The organism is Streptomyces sp. NPDC028289 (assembly GCF_055565975.1).
Genome location: NZ_JBVHTI010000006.1, coordinates 494,050 through 515,254, shown reverse-complemented (window position 1 = coordinate 515,254; position 21,205 = coordinate 494,050). Strand labels below are relative to the sequence as shown.

19 protein-coding genes are annotated in these 21,205 nt (G+C 72.8%); 8 read left to right on the top strand and 11 right to left on the bottom strand.

Annotated elements, in window-relative coordinates; genetic code table 11:
- Window position 1 precedes the first annotated feature (1 nt).
- Genes ACZ4UV_RS31600 through ACZ4UV_RS31590 form a run of 3 tightly spaced genes read left to right on the top strand, consistent with a single transcriptional unit; the run spans window position 2 to window position 3,832 of the window.
- Window positions 2-949, top strand: coding sequence for an ABC transporter permease (locus ACZ4UV_RS31600; protein WP_467842446.1), 948 nt, complete (start codon window positions 2-4; stop codon window positions 947-949).
- Entirely contained in the window at window positions 942-2,615 is a 1,674-nt protein-coding gene (locus ACZ4UV_RS31595; protein ID WP_467842444.1) for a dipeptide ABC transporter ATP-binding protein, read from the top strand. Before ACZ4UV_RS31600 ends, ACZ4UV_RS31595 begins: the two co-directional genes overlap by 8 nt.
- Entirely contained in the window at window positions 2,612-3,832 is a 1,221-nt protein-coding gene (locus tag ACZ4UV_RS31590) for a dipeptidase (RefSeq protein WP_451017942.1), read from the top strand. The genes ACZ4UV_RS31595 and ACZ4UV_RS31590 overlap by 4 nt, the downstream gene beginning before the upstream one ends.
- Window positions 3,833-3,935: 103 nt before the next feature.
- On the opposite strand, the gene ACZ4UV_RS31585 is transcribed toward ACZ4UV_RS31590, so the two are convergent.
- The gene (locus tag ACZ4UV_RS31585) at window positions 3,936-4,373 is read right to left on the bottom strand and encodes a glutaredoxin domain-containing protein (RefSeq protein WP_451017943.1); all 438 of its coding nucleotides are present in this window, start codon (window positions 4,371-4,373) and stop codon (window positions 3,936-3,938) included.
- 431 nt (window positions 4,374-4,804) lie between these two features.
- Here ACZ4UV_RS31585 and ACZ4UV_RS31580 point away from each other — a divergent pair, with 431 nt between their 5' ends.
- Both ACZ4UV_RS31580 and ACZ4UV_RS31575 read left to right on the top strand, forming a co-directional pair.
- On the top strand, window positions 4,805-5,905 hold the full coding sequence (locus ACZ4UV_RS31580; RefSeq protein ID WP_467842439.1) for an LLM class flavin-dependent oxidoreductase: 1,101 nt from the start codon (window positions 4,805-4,807) through the stop codon (window positions 5,903-5,905).
- Window positions 5,902-7,302 carry an NtaA/DmoA family FMN-dependent monooxygenase gene (locus tag ACZ4UV_RS31575; protein ID WP_451017945.1) on the top strand — a complete coding sequence of 467 codons (1,401 nt, stop codon included), beginning with the start codon at window positions 5,902-5,904 and terminating at the stop codon, window positions 7,300-7,302. Before ACZ4UV_RS31580 ends, ACZ4UV_RS31575 begins: the two co-directional genes overlap by 4 nt.
- A gap of 244 nt (window positions 7,303-7,546) precedes the next feature.
- On the opposite strand, the gene egtA is transcribed toward ACZ4UV_RS31575, so the two are convergent.
- From egtA to thiM, 5 genes are all read right to left on the bottom strand, one after another.
- Window positions 7,547-8,827, bottom strand: coding sequence for an ergothioneine biosynthesis glutamate--cysteine ligase EgtA (gene egtA, locus ACZ4UV_RS31570; protein WP_451018075.1), 1,281 nt, complete (start codon window positions 8,825-8,827; stop codon window positions 7,547-7,549).
- Between the two features lie 185 nt (window positions 8,828-9,012).
- The gene (locus ACZ4UV_RS31565; RefSeq protein ID WP_451018076.1) at window positions 9,013-9,669 is read right to left on the bottom strand and encodes a GntR family transcriptional regulator; all 657 of its coding nucleotides are present in this window, start codon (window positions 9,667-9,669) and stop codon (window positions 9,013-9,015) included.
- Window positions 9,670-9,746: 77 nt separating this feature from the next.
- Window positions 9,747-10,634 carry a sulfurtransferase gene (locus ACZ4UV_RS31560; protein ID WP_451018077.1) on the bottom strand — a complete coding sequence of 296 codons (888 nt, stop codon included), beginning with the start codon at window positions 10,632-10,634 and terminating at the stop codon, window positions 9,747-9,749.
- Window positions 10,631-12,022: an LLM class flavin-dependent oxidoreductase gene (locus tag ACZ4UV_RS31555; RefSeq protein WP_451018078.1), complete on the bottom strand. Its 1,392-nt coding sequence runs from the start codon at window positions 12,020-12,022 to the stop codon at window positions 10,631-10,633. The genes ACZ4UV_RS31560 and ACZ4UV_RS31555 overlap by 4 nt, the downstream gene beginning before the upstream one ends.
- A gap of 49 nt (window positions 12,023-12,071) precedes the next feature.
- A complete protein-coding gene (thiM, locus tag ACZ4UV_RS31550; protein ID WP_451018079.1) occupies window positions 12,072-12,851 on the bottom strand; it encodes a hydroxyethylthiazole kinase in 780 nt (259 codons plus the stop codon).
- Window positions 12,852-13,218: 367 nt separating this feature from the next.
- Here thiM and ACZ4UV_RS31545 point away from each other — a divergent pair, with 367 nt between their 5' ends.
- Window positions 13,219-13,707 carry a beta-class carbonic anhydrase gene (locus tag ACZ4UV_RS31545; protein WP_451018080.1) on the top strand — a complete coding sequence of 163 codons (489 nt, stop codon included), beginning with the start codon at window positions 13,219-13,221 and terminating at the stop codon, window positions 13,705-13,707.
- A 50-nt stretch (window positions 13,708-13,757) separates the two neighbouring features.
- Here the strand turns inward: ACZ4UV_RS31545 and ACZ4UV_RS31540 are convergent, their stop codons facing one another.
- Window positions 13,758-15,032: a sulfite oxidase gene (locus tag ACZ4UV_RS31540; protein ID WP_451018081.1), complete on the bottom strand. Its 1,275-nt coding sequence runs from the start codon at window positions 15,030-15,032 to the stop codon at window positions 13,758-13,760.
- Between the two features lie 470 nt (window positions 15,033-15,502).
- Between ACZ4UV_RS31540 and ACZ4UV_RS31535 the strand changes: the two genes are divergently transcribed.
- On the top strand, window positions 15,503-16,537 hold the full coding sequence (locus ACZ4UV_RS31535) for an MDR family NADP-dependent oxidoreductase (protein ID WP_467842430.1): 1,035 nt from the start codon (window positions 15,503-15,505) through the stop codon (window positions 16,535-16,537).
- Window positions 16,538-16,586: 49 nt separating this feature from the next.
- Window positions 16,587-16,958: a MerR family transcriptional regulator gene (locus ACZ4UV_RS31530; protein ID WP_451018083.1), complete on the top strand. Its 372-nt coding sequence runs from the start codon at window positions 16,587-16,589 to the stop codon at window positions 16,956-16,958.
- A 237-nt stretch (window positions 16,959-17,195) separates the two neighbouring features.
- Here the strand turns inward: ACZ4UV_RS31530 and ACZ4UV_RS31525 are convergent, their stop codons facing one another.
- From ACZ4UV_RS31525 to ACZ4UV_RS31510, 4 genes are read right to left on the bottom strand one after another with little or no spacing between them, the layout of a single operon-like run.
- On the bottom strand, window positions 17,196-18,014 hold the full coding sequence (locus ACZ4UV_RS31525; RefSeq protein ID WP_467842426.1) for an ABC transporter permease: 819 nt from the start codon (window positions 18,012-18,014) through the stop codon (window positions 17,196-17,198).
- Window positions 18,011-18,757, bottom strand: a complete 747-nt coding sequence (locus ACZ4UV_RS31520; protein WP_451018085.1) for an ABC transporter ATP-binding protein — start codon at window positions 18,755-18,757, stop codon at window positions 18,011-18,013. The genes ACZ4UV_RS31525 and ACZ4UV_RS31520 overlap by 4 nt, the downstream gene beginning before the upstream one ends.
- Window positions 18,750-20,120: an LLM class flavin-dependent oxidoreductase gene (locus ACZ4UV_RS31515; RefSeq protein ID WP_467842422.1), complete on the bottom strand. Its 1,371-nt coding sequence runs from the start codon at window positions 20,118-20,120 to the stop codon at window positions 18,750-18,752. The genes ACZ4UV_RS31520 and ACZ4UV_RS31515 overlap by 8 nt, the downstream gene beginning before the upstream one ends.
- Window positions 20,117-21,172 carry an ABC transporter substrate-binding protein gene (locus ACZ4UV_RS31510; protein WP_451018087.1) on the bottom strand — a complete coding sequence of 352 codons (1,056 nt, stop codon included), beginning with the start codon at window positions 21,170-21,172 and terminating at the stop codon, window positions 20,117-20,119. Before ACZ4UV_RS31510 ends, ACZ4UV_RS31515 begins: the two co-directional genes overlap by 4 nt.
- Window positions 21,173-21,205 lie beyond the last annotated feature (33 nt).

Here is a 21,205-nt window from a genome sequence, read left to right as displayed (position 1 = left end):
CATGACACTGGTTCCGGTACGACGGCTGCCGCTGCGGCTGCGGACGGGCGCGGGGGTGCAGCGCGCCATGCTGCTCACCGGCCTGGTCCTGACCGGGCTGTTCGTCCTCACCGCCCTGCTGGGACCGTTGCTCGCCCCGCACGGCTACGCCCAACTCCGCGACGGCGACGGTCTGTTCGGCTCCCAGCAGCAGCCGAGCGGCGCCCATCCCCTGGGCACGACCATCGCCGGGTACGACGTCCTGTCCCGGACGGTCTGGGGCGCGCGCACCGCGCTGCTGATCATCGTGAGCGCGCTGTTGCTGTCGGTGGTGCCGGGCACCGTGCTCGGCCTGGTCTCCGGCTACCTCGGCGGCCGGCTGGACCGGCTGCTGGTGGGCCTCGCGGACGCGCTGTACGCGTTTCCGCCGCTGCTGCTCGCCATCCTCATGTCGATCGTGATCAGCGGGGGCCGGTCGAGCCTCGTCGGCGGCCTCGGCGCGGCCGCCTGCGCGGTCGCGGTCTCCTTCGTACCGCAGTACTTCCGGGTCGTACGGGCCGAGGTGATCCGGGTGAAGGCCGAGCCGTTCGTCGACGCGGCCCGGGTGATCGGCACCGGACCGTGGCGCATCATGACCCGGCACGTACTGCGCAACTCGGTGCGCACGCTCCCGCTGATCTTCACGATCAACGCGTCGGAGGCCATCCTCACCCTCGCCGGCCTCGGCTTCCTCGGCTTCGGCATCGAGCCCAACTCCGCCGCCGAGTGGGGATACGACCTCAACCGCGCGGTCGCCGACGTCACTTCGGGCATCTGGTGGACGGCGATCCCGCCCGGACTGGGCATCGTCCTCACGGTCCTGGGCACCACCCTGCTCGGCGAGGGCCTGACCGACCTGGCCGACCCGCGGCTGCGGCACCGCGCCGGTTCGTCCATCGCTCTCGGGGACGGAGGCGGGGACGATGAGTGACCTGCTGCGCATCGAGGACCTGTACGTCAACTTCGCCACCGATGCCGGCTCGGCACCCGCCGTCCGCGGGGTCAGCCTCTCCGTCGCCCCCGGAGAGGTGCTGGCCCTGGTCGGCGAGAGCGGCAGCGGCAAGACCGTCACCGCCCGGTCGGTCCTCGGTCTGCTGCCCGCCACCGCGACCGTGCGCGGCCGGGTCCTGCTCGGCGACGGCACCTCGGAGCCCGAGGAGGACGTGCTCACCGCGTCCCGGGCCCGGCTGCGCGCCCTGCGCGGTACGCATGCCGCGATGGTGTTCCAGGAGCCGTCCACCGCGCTCAACCCCGTCTTCACCATCGGCTGGCAGCTGACCGAGGGCCTGCGTGCCCACGAACGCGGTGGCAGCAGAGCCGGACGGCGGGCGCTCGCCGTGGAATGGCTCGACCGGGTCGGCATCCCCGACCCGGCCACCCGCGTCGACCACTATCCGCACCAGCTGTCGGGGGGTCAGAAGCAGCGCGCGGTCATCGCCATGGCCCTTGCCCTGGGCACCCGGCTCATCGTCGCCGACGAGCCGACCACCGCCCTGGACGTCACGGTCCAGGCGGAGATCCTGGAGCTGCTCCACCGCTGCCGCACCGACTTCGGCACCGCGGTCCTGCTCATCACCCACAACATGGGTGTCGTCGCCGACCTCGCCGACCGGGTGGCGGTCATGCGCGCGGGGCAGGTGGTCGAACAGGCGCCGGTGCGCGATCTGTTCGCCGCAGCGGCACACCCGTACACCCGGGAACTCCTCGCCGCCGTACCGGACTTCGGTACCGGCGGGCGTGCGCAGCCGTCGGCTGCCCCGGGCGGGCCGGAACAGCCGGCCGTCCGTGCCTCCCGGCTTGTCGTCGACTACCCGGGGCGGCTGGGGCGCAAGGGCTTCCGGGCCGTGGACGGGGTCAGCTTCGAGATCGGGCCGGGTGAGGTGCTCGGGCTGGTCGGCGAGAGCGGGAGCGGGAAGACCACGATCGGACGGGCCGTCGCCGGGCTGACCGCGGTGACGGGCGGACAGCTGGAGCTGTTCGGGGAGCCGTTGACACGGTCCGGACGGAAGTCGGGGACGGCCGGGCGGATCGGGTACGTCTTCCAGGACCCAGCCACCAGCTTCGATCCCCTGCTGACGATCGCCGCGAGCATCGCGGAACCGCTCGTGGTGCACCGGCGCGAGCTGGGCACGAAGCAGATCCGGGCGCAGGTCGAGCAACTGCTCGAAGCGGTGCACCTCCCCCGCGCCTACGCGGACCGCTACCCGCACGAGCTCAGCGGAGGCCAGCGCCAGCGCGCCGGCCTCGCCCGGGCGCTCGCGCTGCGGCCGGGGCTGCTGATCGCGGACGAGCCGACCTCGGCGCTGGACGTGTCCGTGCAGGCCAGGGTGCTCGATCTGTTCGGTGAGCTCCAGCGGGAACTGGGCTTCGCGGCCCTGTTCATCAGCCACGACCTGGCGGTGGTCGAACAGGTCGCCGACCGGGTGGTGGTTCTGCACCGGGGGCGGATCGCCGAGGAGGGCCCCACCCGCCAGGTGCTCGGCAGTCCGCAGGACGACTACACCCGCCGGCTTGTCGCCGCCCTGCCCGTGCCCGACCCGGTCCGGCAGGCGAGACGTCACCGGCACCCCCTGGAGGAAGGAGTGGCCGGCTCATGAGCGACGGCACACTGATCCACGAAGTACTGCGCAGCACACCCGTCTTCGACGGGCACAACGATCTTCCGGTGGCGCTGCGCGCGCGGGCCGGCTACAGCGTCGAAGGCCTCGACGACGGCCGCCCCGAGCTGCACACCGATCTGCCCCGGCTGCGCGCCGGCGGGGTCGGCGCCCAGTTCTGGTCGGTGTACGTCTCCTCCAGGCTGCCCGAGGCCGAGGCCGTGGTGGCCACGCTGGAGCAGATCGACGCCGTCTACCGGCTCGCCGCCCGATACCCCGGCACCCTGCGGATCGCGTACACGGCGGCCGACGTCGAGCAGGCGTTCGCCGAGGGGCGCATCGCCTCCTTGCTCGGGGTCGAGGGCGGGCACAGCCTCGCCGAGTCGTCCGGCGTGCTGCGCGCGTACGCCCGGCTCGGTGTCCGGTACGTGACCCTCACGCACAACGACAACACCTCCTGGGCCGACTCGGCCACCGACAAGCCGGTGGTCGGCGGTCTCAACGACACCGGCCGCGCGATCGTCGCGGAACTGAACCGCACCGGCGTCCTCGTGGACCTCTCGCACGTCGCCGAATCCACGCAACGCGCCGCCCTCGCCGCGTCCACCGCCCCGGTCCTGTTCAGCCACTCCTCGGCACGGGCCCTCAACGACCACCCCCGCAACGTGTCGGACGGGGTACTGGAACTGCTCCCCGGCAACGGGGGCGTGATCCAGCTGACCTTCGTGCCGTACTTCGTCTCCGCCGACGTCGCGGCCTGGGGCCGGGCGCTCCAGGAGGAACGCGCACACCTCGGTCTGCCCGCCGTGCCCTGGGGCTGGCCACGCGCACCCCGCCCCGGCGAGGATCCGGCGCAGGTCGCCGAGGAGCACGCGAAGGCTCTCGGCGCGGCGCCCGACGACCGGCTGAAGACCTGGCTCGATACCCACCCGCGCCCCGAGGTGACGGTCGCCCAGGTCGCCGATCACGTGGAACACGCCCGTGAGGTGGCCGGGGTGGACCACATCGGTCTCGGGGGCGACTACGACGGCGTGGATCATCAGCCGACCGGCCTCGCCGACGTCTCCGCCTATCCGGTCCTGCTGCGCGAACTCGCCGACCGGGGCTGGTCCCGCTCCGAACTGGAGGCCCTGACCGGCCGGAACGTCCTGCGCGTCCTGCGCGCCGCCGAGGAAGGGGCGACCGAACCGCTCTGGCCCACAGCCCCACTGCGCTGAGTGCCTGGTTCACCTTCGTGGGGTACGACAGGCTGGAGTCGTGGCCGAAGCCGTTCGGTTCCGTGTGAACCGGTGACCGCGAACCGTACTGCGCGGTCTCCGGTCAGACGGACGGGGCGAGCTGTGCGCGCACCCACTCGGGATCGGGGTTGGTGTGAGGCCGGCCCGCCACGACGACGGTCGGCACGGTCTCGTTGCTGTCGTTGGCCGCCCGCACGGCCGCGGCTCCCGCCGGGTCTCGCCAGATGTTGACCCAGTGTGCCTGGCGGGCGCTGCGGCCCAGCCGGATACGCAGTCGCATGCAGTACGTGCAGCCCGGCCGCCAGAAGACGACCGGCCGGCCGTCGGCCGCGCTGCGGCGTTGCGCCTCCAGGGCGCCGATCGACCTCGGGAAGACCAGGGGCGAGTTCACGCCGGCGAGCGCCAGGAACATCAGCAGGAGTGCTGCGGCTGTGCCGGGGCTGCCCTTGGAGATCAGCCCGGTCGCGAGGGCTGCGCCGCACAGCACGAACAGTATCGGCAGGATCCAAGCACGCATCATGGTGACGCAATCTATCGATGAGTCGGGATGGCCTTCGAACCAGGCCGCTCAGCCGGGTGTTCGCCGAGCACGGAGGCGGCCCCGAGCGGGTCACCGGCTGAGGGAACGGTGACAGCGGTGTGGGCCTCGTCGCTTGTTCTTGACACCCGTGGGGGCGGGCGACGTACGGTGAACCGATCGGTTTCTGACGGGTGGAGGCCCTTGATGCACGTATCCGGCGCGGCACCGCGAGGTGGGCGCTGTGGCGTGCGACTGATCGTGCGTCGGCATGTCGACTACTGCCGCACCTGCTCCGCCGTCTGTCCTTCCGCGCTCCGCTGATCCCTGCCGGCCCGTCGCGTCGGCCCCTCATGCCGTGGCCTCGCCCGGCTTCTCCCCCGTGGCCGCGTGCCCCGTGACTCCGAGTTCGTGTTTCCCGGAAGGAACATGCATTGTCCGGCCCTGCCCTGCACCTCGCCGTCGAGATCGACGGCGACGGCGCCCACCCCGCGGCCTGGCGCCGCGCCGCCCACGCACCCGACCAGTTGCTCACCCCGCGCCGTGCGGCCGGGCTCGCCGCCGTGGCCGAGAACGCCGGGTTCACCCTGATCACCCTGGACGACGGGGTGCTGCCGCCCGGTACCGGGCCCGATCCCGTCGGCCGTATCGGGGCGGTGGAGCGGGCGGCCTTCGTCGCGGCGTCCACGAGCACGATCGGGATCGCGCCCGTCGTCCCGGTCACGTATGCCGAACCCTTCCATGTCTCCAGCCAGTTGGCGTCCCTGGACCACATCTCGGCCGGCCGCGCCGGGTGGGTGGTGACGGAGGAGGACCACCCCGAGGCGGCCCGGGTCTGGGGGCGTCCCCCGGCGGCTGAAGCGGCCGGGCGGGCCCGGGAGTCCCGGGACGGTGTCGAGGTGGTCCGCGCCCTGTGGGACTCGTGGGAGGACGACGCGGTGATCCGGTCCGTGGCCACGAGCCGTTACCTCGACCGGGACCGGCTGCACTACGTCGACTTCACCGGGGGGACCTACGCCGTCAAGGGCCCGGCGATCGTGCCGCGCCCCCCGCAGGGGCAGCTCGTCGTCCTGGGCCGCCCGGGCCGGGTGCCCGCCGCGCAGCTCGACGTGGCCCTGGTCGAGGGCCGCGATCCGGCCGCGGTCGCCGCGGCCGCCGTCGGCGCCGGTACACCCCGCGTCTTCGCCGAGGTCGAGGTCGCGTTGGACACACCGGACGCGACCGGTGCCGAGCGCGTCGCCGACCTGGAACGGTATGCGCCGTGGGCCGACCGCGGGCGGTTGCGGCACATCGGTTCCGCAGAGCAACTGGTGTCCGTTCTCGTCGAGTTGGGTCGCCACGTGCACGGGGTGCGGCTGCATCCCCTCGTCCTGGACGAGGATCTGCCCGTCCTCTCCCGCCTCGTCCTGCCGGCACTGTCCGCGCGGCGGCTCGTCACCCGCCCGCTCCCCGGCACGTCGCTGCGCTCGACCCTCGGTCTAGAGCGCCCCGCCAACCGTTTCGCGGCCGCGGCCGTCCAGGAGGAGACCCGATGACCCGCACCGACTCCCTCGACGTCCCCCGCCCGCACGCCCAGCTGCACTTCGGGGTGTTCTTCCAGGGCGTCAACCACTGGACGATCTGGTCCGCCCCCGACAGCGGCTCGCAGATCGACCCGGCCTCCTTCCGGCGCGTGGCCCAGACCGCCGAACGGGGCCTGTTCGACGCGTTCTTCCTCGGTGAGGGACTGCGGCTGCGCGAGGTCGACGGCAGGATCCACGATCTCGACGTGGCCGGACGACCGGACGCCATCACCCAGCTCGCGGCGCTGGCCGCGGTCACCCGCCGGATCGGCCTGGTCTCCACCTCCAACTCCACGTTCAACGAGCCCGCGGACCTCGCCCGCCGCCTCTCCGGCCTCGACCTCCTCTCCGAGGGCCGGGCCGGCTGGAACGTGGTGACCACGGACAACGCCTGGACCGGCGCCAACTTCCGCCGCGGTGGCTATCTCGACCACGCCGACCGTTACCGGCGTGCCGAGGAGTTCCTCACCGTGGCCCGCGCCCTGTGGGACGGCTGGGACGACAAGGCCGTCGCCGCGTCCGTGACCGCGCCCACCTGGTCGACGCCCGGCGCCGTGAGCCGAGTGCGCCACCGGGGACCGCAGTTCGACGTCGACCTCGCCCCCACTCTGCCGCGCAGCGCCCAGGGCCACCCGGTGATCTTCCAGGCCGGCGACTCCGGCGAGGGGCGCGACTTCGCCGCCCGCAACGCCGACGTCATCTTCTCCGCACACGGCAACGACTTCGACGACGCGCTGGCCTTCGCCGAGGACATCCGGCGCCGGCTGCGCGCGGTCGGACGGCCCGACGACGACCTGCGGATCCTGCCCGGCACCGAGATCATCATCGGCGCCACCGAGGAGGAGGCCGAGGAGAAGAAGCGCTGGATCCGGCTCCAGCAGGTCACCCCCGCGACGGCGTTGGGGATCGCCGGGCTGTTGTGGGGCATCGATCTGTCCGATCGCGACGCCGACGGGCCGCTGCCCGCGGAGGACCCGGTCGTCGCCGAGAACGACGGCTCCTTCGGGGCCCGGCGGATCGCCGACCCGCGCACGGTGGTGGCCGAGTGGCGGGCGAAGGCGGAGGCGCACGGCTGGTCGCTGCGCGAGACCGTCATCGCGCTCGGACCGCAGCGCGGGCACGTCGGCACTCCGTCCGGCCTGGCCGACAAGTTCGCCCACTTCGTGCGGAACGGCGCGGTCGACGGCTTCAACGTCACGCCGTACCTCATCCCCGGCGGCCTCGACGACATCGTCGACCTGCTCGTCCCGGAACTCCAGGAACGCGGCGTCTACCGCACCGAGTACACCGGCACCACACTGCGCGAACACCTCGGCCTGCGCGCGCCCCTCACCCACCGCTCCGCGCACGAGCGGCAGCAGGCGGGCTGAGCACCTCGGCGACTGGACCACCACGCCGACGGACCGGCACCGGGTGCCGGTCCGTCGGCGTGGCGCGGGGAACGCTCCGCCCTGCTCAGCCGGCCTCGGGCCCCGCGAACGCGAGCACGGTCTTCCCGGCCGCGGAGTCGGCACCCGTCACGGCATCGCCCTGAGCGCAACGCGGCCCGAACTCTCCCGCTCCACAGGCGACTTGACGTCCCCGCACGCTCCGGGAGCAACAGAGCGGCGCAGCTCACCATTCCGCTCGGAGCCGCGCGGACGCCTCGCGGTCGAGTACGTCGTCGGCCGGGCAGCGGCCGCGGCGGACGTAGCGGTCGGCGTAGGCCGCGACCGTGTCCATGACCCTGGTGTCCGCGCCCAGCCGGGGCAGGGCCTCCAGCGCCGCGGCGAAGCAGGTCACGGCGGCGCGCCTCAGTGCGGGGTCGGCGAGTCCGTGGCGTGCCGCGGCGGTCCACAGCGGATTGTGCGGCGCCGGCGCCCCGGCGGCCCGCTCGGCCAGGGGCGCCACGGCCCGGTGCGCGACAGCGGCGGCCTCCGGGTCGTCGAACAGGGCCGTGACCACCGCGAGCGGGACGATCCACCCGTCGTCGCCGGGCTGTGCGTCGATCATGCGCAGTTCGAGGTGCCCGCGCGGCCTGACCGGAGGAAACAGAGTGCTGATGTGATAGTCGAGGTCCGCGTGGGTCGGCGGGCGCATGGTGCGCGAGCGGGTCCACTCGCGGAAGCTCACTCCGTCCGGAACCTCCCAGGGGCCGTCCCGGCGCACGCACATCACCGGCGCGTCGAGGACCCGCCGGACCCAGGCGTGGCGTGGGTCGTGGGCCGGGGAGGGCCCGCCGGCGCGTCCCGGATCGAGCTCCGTCCACTTCAGCTGCCGGGTGGACAGCCAGCCCGTGGCGCGTCCTTCGGCCATCGGCGAGTTCGCGAACACCGCGACCAGGACCGCACCCAGGTGGTGCGCCAGCCACCAGCGGCGCGCGAACCCCATGACCCCGGGCTCCTCCCGTCCGGCGTCGAGGCACACCTGGACGGAGGCCGACGTGCACATCAGGGTGCGCCCCGCCGGGCCCGTACGGTCGAGGCAGGCCTCCATCGCGTCGTAGCGCCGCTCCCGCAGGAACCTGCGAGGGGGCTGCCAGGGGTCGACGCCCATCCCGGCCAGGGCCAGGCCGTGCCGGCGCAGTGCGGTGCGCACCGCATCCAGATCGGCGGAGACCTCCGAGACACACGCGGCCAGCGACGGGGCCGGCCGGGAGCTCAGTTCCACCTGACCGCCGGGCTCGATACTCAGCCCGGACGTCAGCGGCAGGGTTCGCAGGTCGGCGTGGGCCGCTGCCAGCTCCTCCCGGCCGACGGACTCGTGCGGCGCACGCTCCCGGTGGACGAGCCATTCCACCTCGACGCCCACGCTGCGCGGCGGGCCCGTCTTGAAACAGACCCCCTCGACCAGCGCCTCCGCCTGTTGTTCGGTGACGGCAGGGCCGTCAACGCCGCACTCCGGTGAAACCGACATCCGGGAGCCTCCTGAGCCGCCTCAGGGCCGTCGGGGATCCGACGTCCGGTACGCGTACCGCCGTGCCTGCTGCCAGAGTCCGCCGTCCCGCCCTGTCATGACAAGAGCGCACTTTCCAGACGACTGGGCATGCGGCACCCCGCAACGGGCGGTCCCTGGCGGTCCCCGGCGGTCCGGGGCCGCCGTCAGCCGGCCGGCAGGCCCCCGCCGGTGTCCCGGCGCACCTTCTGCCGGATGCGCGTGTCCCGGTCGTGCTCGTGGTGCTCCAGCATGCGCAGCCGTGCCGTCTCGGCGTCCCCTTCCCGGATCGCCTCCGTGATCGCCCGGTGCTCGGCGAGCGTCGCGTCGAAGGTGTCCTCGACCGTGCGGGTCTGCCACGGCGCGCTGGTCTTCACCTGCGCGTCGACGGTGTGCAGCAGCGACGAGACGGTGGCGTTGTGGGCGGCGGCGCGTACCGTGTCGTGCCACTCGTTGAGGCTGCGGCGGATCTGCCCCGGGTCGTCCAGGGTCCCGGCGTGCTCCAGCAGGGCGTCGAGCCGGGCCAGGTCCACCGGGCTGCGCCGGATCGCCGCCGAGGAGGCGAGCAGGGCGTCCAGCACGGCGCGCAGCTCGAAGAGTTCGAGCATCTCCTCGTCGGACCGTTGCCGTACGGCGAAACCGCGCCGGGTGCTCACCAGGAGTCCGTCGCGCTCCAGCAGCGCCAGGGCCTCGCGGACCGGCGTGCGCGACACCGCGAACTCTTCGCTCAGTGCCAGCGGGACCAGGGAGGCGTCCTGCGGGTACCGGCCGGCGGTGAGCCGGTGCCGTAGCTCGTCGTAGATCGTGTCCCTTGTGCTCTTCATCCGTGTCCTCGTCGCGGGGCGGCCCGCGAAACGGTTCGCGGGCTGCCCCGGATCATGCCCGATGCCCGGGGCTGTGGTCAGTCCCGGCCCTCGGCGGCGTCGTCCGCCTCCGGGCCGACGACCAGCGGCAGCGCCGGGTCGGCCCGCCACTCCGAGAGCGAGCCGTCGTACAGCAGCACGTCGTCGATGCCGATCTCGTGCAGGGCCAGGGCGAGCCCGGCCGCGTTGATCGCCCCACCGCAGTAGAGCACGGTGCCGTCGCCGGCCCGGATCCCGTGGGCACCGGCGAGGCGAGCGGTCCGCTCGTGGGCGAGGGTGTTGTCGGGGCCGAGCAGGTCGGCGTACGGCAGGCTGGTCGTGCGCGGTATGTGGCCGGAACGCGGCCGCCCGGGCGTGCCGAGGTACTCGGTACGGCGCAGGGCGCAGACCGCCGGGGTGGGGTCGCTTCCGTCGGCGATCCGCTTCATGCGCTCCAGCCCCACGAAGCCGTCACCGGCCGGGCGCGCGACGACGTCTCCGGGGGCGGGGGCGGGTTCGCGGCCGTCGGTGACCGGTAGTCCGGCCGCCTCCCAGGCGGTGAGGCCGCCGTTGAGGACGCGGACGCGGGTGATCCCGGCGGTGCGCAGCACCCACCACACACGGGCCGCCCAGGCACCGGTGAGCCGGTCGTAGACGACCACGGTGGAGTCCTCGCGGATGCCGAGGTCGCGGGCGTGGGAGGCGATCCGGGACGGGGACGGGCAGGTGAAGTTGAAGGGGGCCTCAGGGTCGGAGAAGCCCGCGATCAGGTCGGCGAAGTGGGCGCCGGGGATGCGGCGTTCGGTGTGGAGGCCGAGCCCGCTGACGAAGATCTTGCCGCCGTCGGGGCCGGTGTGCCGGTCCACGGTGGCGTCGAGGAGGACCATCTCGCCGAGCCGGTCGCGCAGCCAGGCGGCGTCAACGAGGGCGCTCGTGCCGGATGTCATGGCCGCTCCCCCGCCGGCGGCGTCGCTGTCGACGCGGCGCGGTTGCGCCACTCGCCGCGTTCCGGCCGGGCGAGGCCCAGGTTCTCGCGCAGGGTGGCGCCCGCGTAGTCGGTGCGCACGAGGCCGCGCCGACGCAGTTCGGGTACCACATGGGCGGCGAACTCCTCGAAGGCGGTGGGCACATGGGTGGCCTGGATCATGAAGCCGTCCGCCGCGCCGCTGTCCAGCCACAGCTCCATCGTGTCGGCGATGTCCGACGCGGAGCCGATCATGTTGCCCTCGGTACGGGCCCCGTACCAGCGGCCGATCTCGCGCACGTTCAGCTTCTCCCGCTCGGCGAACTCGACGACCTCGCGGTAGTGGCCCTCGACGCCGACCTCATCGAGGGCGGGCAGGGGGCCGTCGAGGTCGTAGCGGGTGAGATCGACGTCGACGTGGTACGCGAGCCGGGACAACCCCGCCTCGGGGTGGACGAGTTCGGTGAACGCCTCGTGCTTGGCGAGGGCGTCGCGCAGATCGGTGCCCACCACGGTGGTCGCGGCCGGCAGGATCTTGAGCTGGTCCGGGTCGCGGCCCCGGGCGGCGGCGCGGGCCTTGACGTCGGCGTAGAAGGCGACGGCCGACTCCAGTGACTCGTGGCTGCAGAAGACGACGTCGGCCCAGCGGGCGGCGAAGTCGCGGCCGGCCGGGGAGGCGCCGGCCTGGATGATCACGGGATAGCCCTGGGGCGGGCGCGGCACGCTCAACGGCCCGCGTACGGCGAAGTGTTCGCCACGGTGGTCCAGCGCTTCCACGGCCTCGGGGCGGCCGAAGACCCCGCTCTCCTTGGCGCCGACGATCGCCTCGTCGCCCCAGCTGTCCCAGAGCCGGGCGGTGACTTCGAGGAACTCCTCGGCGCGGGCGTAGCGCGCCTGCCGTTCGGGCAACCGGTCCTGGCCGAAGTTCTGGGCCTCGGCGTCCTGGAAGCTGGTGACCACGTTCCAGCCGGCGCGTCCGTCGAGGAGGTGGTCGAGCGTGGCCATGCCGCGGGCGACGTGGAAGGGCTCCTGGTAGCCGGTCGAGACGGTGGCGGCGACGCCGAGGTGCCGGGTTGCGGCGGCCATCAGGGTGATGACCGGGACCGGGTCGAGGCGTGGGGTGCCGGTGCCCCAGGTGACCGCCGGGGCGTAGGAGCCGCCGAGGCTTCTGGGTACCGCGAGGGAGTCCGGCACGAAGGCGAGGTCGAATCCGGCGTCCTCCAGGACTCGGGCGATGTGCGTGTAGTGGGCGGCGGTGAGGAAACCGTCGCCCGCGTCGGGGTGGCGCCAGCCGGCGGTGCCCTGCGGGCCGGCGTTGAGGAAGGCGGCCAGGTGCAGGCGCGGGGCGGCCGGATCGTGGGTGGTGCTCAAGGGGTGCTCCAGGTGTCGTGCGGTGGTACTGCCGTGCGGGGCGTCGCCGTCACGTGCCCAGCAGGGACAGTTCGTCCAGGAGCGCGACCGCGAAGGACCCGGTGCCGGTGGTACGGGCGCCCGCGCGTTCGGCCGCGGTGGCGAAGGCGACATGGGCGACCGCGGCGGCGGTGAGCGGGTCGGGTACGACGGCCAGGGCGCCGGCGATCAGCGCGCCGAGGCTGCATCCGGCGCCGGTGACCTGAGTCAGCCGGACGTCGCCGCCGGGGACGGCGACCGTTCGGGTGCCGTCGGTCAGATAGTCCGTGGGGCCGCTGACCGCGACGACGGCGCCGGTCTGCCGGGCGAGTTCCTCGACGGCGCCTATCGCGTCCGCCGAGGAGAGGGTGGTCTCGACGCCCTTGCCGGTGCTGTCGCCGCCGGCGAGCGCGACGAGTTCGCTGGCGTTGCCGCGGATCACCGTGGGCCGGTGGTCGAGCAGGGCCTTCACGAAGGCGTCGTACTCGGTGGCGCCCGCGCCGGCCGCGACCGGGTCCAGCACCCAGGGCGTGCCGGCCGCGTGTGCGGTGCGGGCCGCGTCGACCAGGGGCTCGGCCGGGTTGCTGATCAGCGCCGCGGTGTTGATCCACACCCCGCCGGCACCGGCCGGGAAGACGGTCGGGAAGTCGGCCGCGGCACCGATGGCGGGTCCGGCGCCGACGGCCAGGAGCACGTTCGCGCTCAGGTTGGCGGCGACGTAGTTGGTCAGGCCGTAGACGAAGGGCGACGCCGACCGGATGGCGGCGATGCCGTCGGCGATCTCGGGGCTCTCCCAGGTGAGTTCTTCCATGGCGGGGTGTCTCCGTGGCTCTCGGACGCGGTCGGCGGTCAAGTGCATGCAACTGTATGCAGCACAGGGGGCGATTCCGCCGCCCGCACATCTTCATTTCACGGAGCCGCAATACTCGCGGCCGTCAGGAGGTGACCGAACATCCATTCTCTTGCCGACGGGTGCGTCCGCCGGTTCACTGGAGAAATGGCGACCTTCGCCGCCACGCTGACGGGCTTCTGGCCCTCGCGTCGCGTCCATCTCTTCGACGGGTTCTGTAGCCGGGCCGCGTGACAGTGCTCCGCGGCCCGGGAGGTCCGGGGCCGCACCGTGCCATCGCCCACCCCGTGTCGCCCGTCACCCGTCGCACCAGAGAGCCGAGGCCCCCATGTCCGTGACCGATGAACTGCTGGCCAACAACGCCCGCTACGCGGAGTCCTTCTCCGGCCCGCTTCCCCTGCCGCCCTCCCGGCAGCTCGCCGTCGTGGCCTGCATGGACGCCCGGCTGAACGTCTACGCGCTCCTCGGCCTGAACGACGGCGAGGCCCACGTCATCCGCAACGCGGGCGGTGTGGTCACCCAGGACGAGATCCGCTCGCTCGCCATCAGCCAGCGGCTGCTCGGCACCGAGGAGATCATCCTCATCCATCACACCGACTGCGGCATGCTGACCTTCACCGACGACGGGTTCAAGGACACGATCCAGAAGGACACCGGAATCCGTCCGCCCTGGGCGGCGGAGGCCTTCGCCGACCTGGACACGGACGTGCGGCAGTCCATCGCGCGCATCAAGGCGGACCCCTTCGTCGTGCACAAGGACCGCGTCCGCGGTTTCGTCTTCGACGTGGCCACGGGCAGGCTCTCCGAAGTCCGCTGAGCGTCGCGGTCCGAGGACGTCGCCGGATCAGAAGGTGGGTCGGCGAACCGTCACACCACGCTCACCGGATGCCGTACCACCGCGTCGAACAGGTAGCCCTGTGTGTTGGGCACGGCGACGTCCGGCTGAGTGCGGCCGGCGGTGTCGGTGGCCCGGGCCAGCAGGTGGGTGGCGCCGGGTTCCTCCGGCTGCCAGTCGAGGGTCCAGCGGGTCCAGGTACCGGCGCGGGGCCGGTCGCGTAGGTGGGCACGGCGCCAGCTCGTCCCGCCGTCGGTGCTGATGTCGACCCGGGCGACGGCGCCCGCACCCGACCACGACCGTCCGTGCAGCACGTGCCGGTGCCCCGCCGTGAACGTGGCACCGTCGGCGAGCTCGAAGGCGCTCTTCGTCGCCTGCCGGGTGAGCGGTGCGCTGCCGCCCTCCGGGTAGGCGGGGCCGAACAGGCGGTAGAAGGTGGTGTTCCAGGGCGAGTAGAGCGGCTCGGCGGACACCTCGATGTCACCGACCCACTTGATCGACGCGATCCCCACCCAGGAGGGCACCAGCACCCGCACGGGATACCCGTGATCGTACGGGAGCCGCTCACCGTTCATCTCGTACGCGAGCAGTACGTCGTCCAGTGCCTTGGCCAACGGCAGCGGACGGCGTACCCGGCCGAGGCTCTCGCCGCCGCTGACGTACTCGGCGTCCAGGCCGCGCGGCTGCACGTCCACGGCGTCATGGGAGAGCCCGGCCCTGCGCAGCACGTCGGCGAGGCGCACCCCGCGCCAGCGTGCGACCCCGATCGCGCCGAGGGTCCACGCGGTGCCGGTGACGGTCTCGCCCTGCTGTGTCGTGTAGTAGGAGCGGCCGTTGCCGGCGCACTCGACGAAGGCGGTCCGGGTGACGGCCGGCAGGGCGCGCAGGTCGTCGTACCCGAACTCCACCGGCCGGTCCTCGCCCGGGCCGCCGCGCAGTCCGCTCCCCCACAGTCTCAGCCGCCAGTCGTCGGCCTCCAGGACGGGGGTGGCGGTGTGGTTGCGCACGAAGAACAGCTCGTTGGGGGTGTGGTGGCCGGTCCCGCGCAGTGCCTCCCAGCGGGTCTCGGCGTTGGTGCCGCGCTCGATGAACCACTCGGGCGGCAGCGGCTTGACGATTCCGGCGACGGCGGCGCGGGCGGAGCGGGGGCTCCCGAGTGCGGTCCCGGCGGCGGTGGCGGCGAGCAGGGTGAGCAGCCGGCGGCGGGTGACCCCGTCGGCCCTGGCCTCACCGGCGAGCCACTGGCGCAGCCTCCGGCGGTCGTAGTCGGTTTCGTGGCGGTGATCGGAGGGGTTGGCAGCAGACATGGCGGGTCCTCGTCATGAGGGGGCGAAGGAGCACGGCAGGGGGCGGCGCGGGCCGGGGGCCCGGGCATCCGGCGGCAGCTGACACAACTGGGCGTGCCCGACTGGCGGTTGAACGAGCTGTCAGCGAGGGGAGGGCGCGGTCAGCCGCTCGTCCGACACAGCGCGGCGGCGACCCGGACGAGGTCCACGGCGCGGCGGCGAGTCAGAGGCTCCGGCGACGGCATGGCGGGATGGAAGCACGTGGGGCGCAGGGTGTCAACGGAGCGTCCGAGTCGGCACGACCGAGGGCCTGACTCACCGAACGTACCTCTGTCGTAGCGGAGTTGCTCCGTGGCGCCGTAGAGAGGCAGCAGGACCGACTTGCCCTTGACGTACGCGTCAGGGGTTAGGTTCTGCGCTCCGGCAGCCCGACCGGACCGGTTGCCGCAGTCCTCGCACCCCCACCCCCGAACCCGTTCAGGAGCCCCGACATGGCCGCCGACCTGCCCTCCACATCCCGCGAGATCCTGCTGTCCGACACACCCGGCGGGCTGCCTGGGCCCGCACACCTCACGATCACGCCGAGGTCGGTCCCCCACCCCGGGCCGGGGCAAGTCCTCGTCAGGAACCAGTACTTCCTCGTCTTTCCCGGGCTGCGCACACTGATCGGGGACGAGGCCGACGGCATGCCGCTCCCCCGCATCCACCCCGGCGACACGCTGTACGGTCCCGCGGTGGGTGAGGTCGTCGCGGCCGGGCCCGGCGGTCCGTTGCGTCCGGGGGACACGGTCACGCATCTGCTCGGGTGGCGCGAGTACGCGCTCGTCGCGACGACGGACTGCACTCCGCTCGGTGACCTCCTGCCCGACCCGGTGGCCCACCTCTCGTCCGGGTCGGCCGCCTACGGGGCGTTGACCCGGCTCGCCGAAGTCCGCCCCGGCGACACGGTGTTCGTCACGGGAGCGGCCGGAGCCGTGGGAACGCTGGCGGGCCAGATCGCCCGGCTGCTGGGCGCCGGGAGGACCATCGGGAGCACCCGGTCGCCGGCCAAGGCCGAGCGGCTGCGGACCGAACTGGGCTACGACGCGGTCGTGGTGCCCGGGACCCGGCCCCTCGACGAGCAACTGGCCTCGGCGGCACCGGACGGCATCGACGTGCTCCTGGACAACGTCGGCGGTGAGCAGCTCACCGCGGCCGTGCGCATCGCGCGCCGGGGCGCCCGCTTCGCCCTGGTGGGGGCGCTGTCGGGACAGCTGTCGCCGAGCCGCGGCGGGGGCAGTTCACCCACGGAGATCGACACCTTCCGCCTCGTCGGCCAGGGCATCTCGCTGCACGGCTACAGCGGACAGGACCATCCCGACGTCGGGGCGGAGTGGACCAAGCGCTTCGGGGACTGGCTGCGCTCCGGCGAGATCACCTTCCCTCAGGCACGGATCCCGGGCATGGACAGGGCCCCACGGGCGTTGCAGGAACTGTTCGAGGGGCGGCACTTCGGAACCGTCGTCGTGGAGTTGCCGCCGCGGTGACACGTCGGCGCGCGGTCGCGGCGACGGAGGCTGAGGCTCGGGGGTGGACATGCGGATCGGGGACGCGGCGGCAGCGGCGGGGACCACCCCGCGGGCACTGCGGTTCTACGAGGAACGGGGACTGCTGCCGCCACCGCGGCGCACGGCCGCCGGGCAGCGTGAGTACGGACCGGACGAGGTGGCCAGGGTCCGGGTCATCCGTGAGCTGCTGGCGCTCGGTCTCACCGTCGAGGACCTGCGCAGTCTCGCCGACCGGCTCGCCCTGCTCGGCGAGCTCCCTCCGGGGCGATGCGGGCACCCCGACAGCGACCGACCCGGCTCCGGGGTGATCGCCCGCAGGCTCGCGGCCCTCGACGCCGAGATCGACCGGCTGACCCGGCTGCGCCAAGGACTGGCCCTGCGCACCTTCGGTCAGGCGTGACGACACGTCGTCGGTGGCGGGGCCGGCGCCGGTTCTCAGTCGGGGTGCAGGGGCCCTACGGCCGTACGCGCACCGTAGTGCTCTGCCCTTGCCGCAGCCGAGTTCGCGGCGATACCCACCGAGCAGTCCGGACTCCTCCAGCTCCCGCACATCACGGAAACGCGAAGCGGGAGCGGCCGCGCAGCCGGTGGTGCGGGGCCGGGTCCTCCTTCCTTCCCTGCGCGAGGACGGCGGGGTTCAGGGCTTGAGGCGGCCCGTGGCGAACATGGCGGCGGACCATGCCGAGAGCGCGGCGGCGAGGGCCCAGACCACGAGCAGCGCCCAGCCCGCGCCGACGTCGCCCCGGCCGAGGAAGCCGATCCGCTCGACCTGGACCAGCCAGAAGACCGGGTCGAGGTGGCTCAGGACGTCCCAGACGGGCGGGAGCCGGCGGACCGAGTAGAAGACGCCGCCGAGGAAGCCCAGCGGCAGCAGGATGATCGACTCCATGGAGTAGACGTGGTCGAGTGACTTGGCGAGGCTGCCCGCGATCACGCCCACCTGCGCGGCCACCAGGAGGACGCCGAGGGTGCCGGGCAGCAGCACGAGGGGCCGGGCCACGCTGCTGCTTCCGGTCAGGGGCAGAGCCACCGCCAGGACTCCGCCGCCCACGACCGCGCCTCGGGCGATGCCCCCGCTCACCAGTGCCGCGTTGATCTCCCACCAGCGCAGCGGGCTGGCGAACACGTCGTGGATGTACCGGTCGCGCCGGGCCTCGAAAAGGCTGGTCGTCCCGTTGAAGTAGCCGACGTTGACGATCGCCTGCGCGAAGAGGCCGGGCACGATGAAACGGCCGTAGGAGACACCGTCGATCGTGTCGACGTGCCCGCCGAGGGCGGAGCCGAAGACGACGACGAACAGCACGGTCGACAGCACCGGGCCGACGACGCTGTAGCGCCAGATGGTCAGGAAGCGGAGGACCTCCCGCTCCAACAGCCAGATGAACGGGGAGCGTTCGGGCTCGAAGGGCTCGTCGTACGACGGGAGCGCAGCCGCGTCCGCCGGGGTGCTCGTCACGCCGCCCCCTCTCCCGTGATCACCCGGTCGTAGACCTCCGAGATGTCCCGCGCCGCGTACCGGCTGCGCAGGGAGGCCGCGGAGCCGCGGTCGACGATCCGGCCGGCCCGCAGCAGCGCGATCTCGTCGCACAACGTCTCGGCCTCCTCCAGGTAGTGGGTGGTGAGCAGGACGGTGGTGCCGGCCGCGTTGAGCCCCTTGACCAGCCGCCAGATCTCCGATCGCAGCTCCACGTCGACACCGGCCGTCGGCTCGTCGAGGATGAGCAGGCGGGGGCGGTGCATGAGCGCCCGGGCGATGACCAGCCGGCGCTGCATGCCCCCGGACAGTTCGTAGGCGCGGGCGTCGGCCTTGCCGTCGAGGCGGAACACCCCGAGCAGTTCGTCCGCACGCCGGACCGCCGCTCTCCTCCCGATACCGTGGTATCCGGCGTGGTAGATCAGCATCTGACGGATCGACAGGAACCGGTCGACGTTGATCTCCTGCTCGGCGAGGCCCAGGAGCCGCCGGGCCTCGCGCGTCCGGTGGTCGTGGCCGAAGACGGTGAGCGTGCCGGTGCTGGGACGGACGATGTTGCACACCGAGCCGATCAGCGTGGTCTTGCCGGCGCCGTTCGGGCCGAGCAGACCGAAGAAGGCCCCGTCGGGGATCTCCAGGTCCAGCCCGGCCACCGCGGTGTAACCGTCCTCGTACGTCTTGCTGAGCCCCTGGACGCGCAGGGCCGGCGGTCCGGTGTCAGCCACCGGACCCACGCGTCCGCGCCCGATGGAACTGGTTGGGCGGCACCGGCAGCCCGTAGTGCTCGCGCAGTGTCGTGCCCTCGTACTCCTCCCGGAACAGGCCCTTGGCGCGCAGGATCGGCAGCACGTGTTCGACGAAGGCCGCCAGGCCGGACGGCAGGGCCGGTGCCATGATGTTGAAGCCGTCGGCGGCACCGCCCTCGAACCAGGCGATGATCGTGTCCGCCACCTGCTCGGGCGTGCCGACGAACTCGAAGTGGCCGCGGCCGCCCCCGAGCCGCGAGATGATCTGGCGGACCGTCAGCTTCTCGCGTACGGCGAGCTCGATGATGAGGTCGGAGCGGCTCTGCGAGCCCTCCAGTTTCGGCCGGGCGAGGACGAAGTCCGGCAGCGGGGCGTCGAGTTCGAACACCGACGGCTCGGTCTCGAAGATCGAAGCCAGCTGGCGCAGCCCGTACTCCGGTACCCGCAGGTCGTCGAACTCCTTCGCCAGCGCCCGCGCTTCGTCCTCGGTCGACCCGATGTAGGGGACGATCCCCGGCAGCACGATCACGCCGTCCGGGTCACGTCCGGCGGCGCGGGTCCTGGCCTTGATGTCGGCGTAGAAGGCGGCCGCGCGCTCGTACGTCCGGTGAGCGGTGAAGATCGCCTCGGCGTGCCGGGCCGCGAAGTCCTTGCCGTCCTCGGAGGAGCCGGCCTGGACGAGCAGCGGGTAACCCTGCGGCGGACGCTCGACGTTGAGCGGGCCAGCCACCGAGAAGTGGGCGCCCCGGTGGTCGAGCCGGTGGAGCCGGGCCGGGTCCGCGTAGCGCCCCGTGGCCTTGTCCGCCACCACGGCCTCGGACTCCCAGCTGTCCCAGAGCGCCTTGGCGACCTGGAGGAACTCGTCGGCCCTGGCGTAGCGCAGGGCGTGGTCGGGACGGTCGACGAGGCCGAAGTTGGCCGCCTCGTCGGCGCCCGCCGAGGTGACGATGTTCCAGCCCGCGCGGCCGCCGCTGACGTGGTCGACCGAGGCGAGGCGGCGGGCGAGGTTGTAGGGCTCGTTGTACGTGGACGACACGGTCGCGATGAGGCCGATCCTGCTGGTCGCCTGGGACAGGACGGTCAGCAGCGTCAGCGGTTCGAGCTGGCCCGGCGGCCGGAACTCGCCGGTGCCGTTCAGGGCCGGGCCGTCCGCGAGGAACAGCGAGTCGAACCTGGCGCTCTCGGCCAGCCGGGCCAGCTCGATCCAGTGCCGCAGGTCGAAGTCCGCCCGTGGGTCGCTGTGCGGAAGCCGCCAGGCGGCCTCGTGGTGGCCGGCCTCCATGAGGAAGGCGTTGAGGTGGAGCCGGCGAGGTCGCTCTTCTCCGCGGCTGACCGGGCTCATGAACCGACCTCCAGCTTCGAGCTGTCGTAACCGGCCGGGAGGAGGTTGTCGGTGATCGACGCGACGTCGACCGTCTTGGTGATCTGGCCCGCCTCCAGGAAGGCGTCGGCGAGCTTCTGCTCGGCCGCGATGTCCGACTTCTCCACGGGGGTCACGCGGGTCTCGAAGGTTTCGAGGGAGGCCTTCGCGTCGGCCAGGGGGATGCCCTCCTCCTTGGATATCGCCTCCGCGTACTTGTCCTCGTGCTTGATGGCCCAGGCGAACTCGTGGGCCAGCCGCTTGAGGACGTCCGTGAGGGCCGCCCGCTTCGTCTTGTCGTTCAGCGACTTCTCGCTCGCGACGTAGTAGCTGCTCGTCTGGTCGATGGGCGGGAGGCCCTTCGCCAGGATCCGCGCACCGTTCTTCACCGCGATGGCCGACTGCGGGTTCCAGATGGACCAGGCGTCCACCTTGCCGGTGTTGAACGCGGTGGCACCGGCCGCCGGGTCGAGGAAGACGAGCTTCACGTCCTTGGGACCGAGACCGGCGCTCTTGAGCGCGTTCAGGGCCAGACCGTGGGCCGAACTGCCCTGCGGGACGGCGAGTTTCCTGCCCTTGAGGTCCGCGAGCGTCTTCAGCGTCGAGCCCTTCGGCACGATGATGTTCTCGTTGGCCTGGTCGGGCCTCAGGGAACGGTTCACGGCGACGACCTTGAAGCCGTACTCCTTCGCGGCGCCGGTGATCGGCGGCACGTCGCCGACGCTGCCCAGGTCGATGTCGCCCGACGCGGCGGCCTGGACGAGCGGCGGGCCGTAGGTGAAGCGGGCGAACTTCACCTTGTACGGCGCGTTGTCGAAGACGCCGGTGATCTTCGCCAGCTCCTGGCTGCCGTCGCCGCCGTTGTCACCGATGGTGAACGTGTAGTTCTTCCACTCGGGGTGGCTGTCGCCGCTCGATCCGCTCACGTTGCTCAGCGGTGCCGCCGCCTCCGACTCCGATCCGCAGGCGGCGAGGGGGCCCGCGAGGGCGAGCAGGCCGAGGGCGCCGACGATCCGGGAGGTTCTTGTGGGCATGGTTCTCACGTGCTTTCTGTGCAGGGGACGGGA

What these genes read in the sequence shown, in the direction of transcription:
- ACZ4UV_RS31600 (WP_467842446.1), top strand. Translation starts at nt 2, where the DNA reads ATGACACTGGTTCCGGTACGACGGCTGCCGCTGCGGCTGCGGACGGGC.
- ACZ4UV_RS31595 (WP_467842444.1), top strand. Translation starts at nt 942, where the DNA reads ATGAGTGACCTGCTGCGCATCGAGGACCTGTACGTCAACTTCGCCACC.
- ACZ4UV_RS31590 (WP_451017942.1), top strand. Translation starts at nt 2,612, where the DNA reads ATGAGCGACGGCACACTGATCCACGAAGTACTGCGCAGCACACCCGTC.
- ACZ4UV_RS31585 (WP_451017943.1), bottom strand. Translation starts at nt 4,373, where the DNA reads ATGATGCGTGCTTGGATCCTGCCGATACTGTTCGTGCTGTGCGGCGCA.
- ACZ4UV_RS31575 (WP_451017945.1), top strand. Translation starts at nt 5,902, where the DNA reads ATGACCCGCACCGACTCCCTCGACGTCCCCCGCCCGCACGCCCAGCTG.
- egtA (WP_451018075.1), bottom strand. Translation starts at nt 8,827, where the DNA reads ATGTCGGTTTCACCGGAGTGCGGCGTTGACGGCCCTGCCGTCACCGAA.
- ACZ4UV_RS31565 (WP_451018076.1), bottom strand. Translation starts at nt 9,669, where the DNA reads ATGAAGAGCACAAGGGACACGATCTACGACGAGCTACGGCACCGGCTC.
- ACZ4UV_RS31560 (WP_451018077.1), bottom strand. Translation starts at nt 10,634, where the DNA reads ATGACATCCGGCACGAGCGCCCTCGTTGACGCCGCCTGGCTGCGCGAC.
- thiM (WP_451018079.1), bottom strand. Translation starts at nt 12,851, where the DNA reads ATGGAAGAACTCACCTGGGAGAGCCCCGAGATCGCCGACGGCATCGCC.
- ACZ4UV_RS31545 (WP_451018080.1), top strand. Translation starts at nt 13,219, where the DNA reads ATGTCCGTGACCGATGAACTGCTGGCCAACAACGCCCGCTACGCGGAG.
- ACZ4UV_RS31540 (WP_451018081.1), bottom strand. Translation starts at nt 15,032, where the DNA reads ATGTCTGCTGCCAACCCCTCCGATCACCGCCACGAAACCGACTACGAC.
- ACZ4UV_RS31535 (WP_467842430.1), top strand. Translation starts at nt 15,503, where the DNA reads ATGGCCGCCGACCTGCCCTCCACATCCCGCGAGATCCTGCTGTCCGAC.
- ACZ4UV_RS31530 (WP_451018083.1), top strand. Translation starts at nt 16,587, where the DNA reads ATGCGGATCGGGGACGCGGCGGCAGCGGCGGGGACCACCCCGCGGGCA.
- ACZ4UV_RS31515 (WP_467842422.1), bottom strand. Translation starts at nt 20,120, where the DNA reads ATGAGCCCGGTCAGCCGCGGAGAAGAGCGACCTCGCCGGCTCCACCTC.
- ACZ4UV_RS31510 (WP_451018087.1), bottom strand. Translation starts at nt 21,172, where the DNA reads ATGCCCACAAGAACCTCCCGGATCGTCGGCGCCCTCGGCCTGCTCGCC.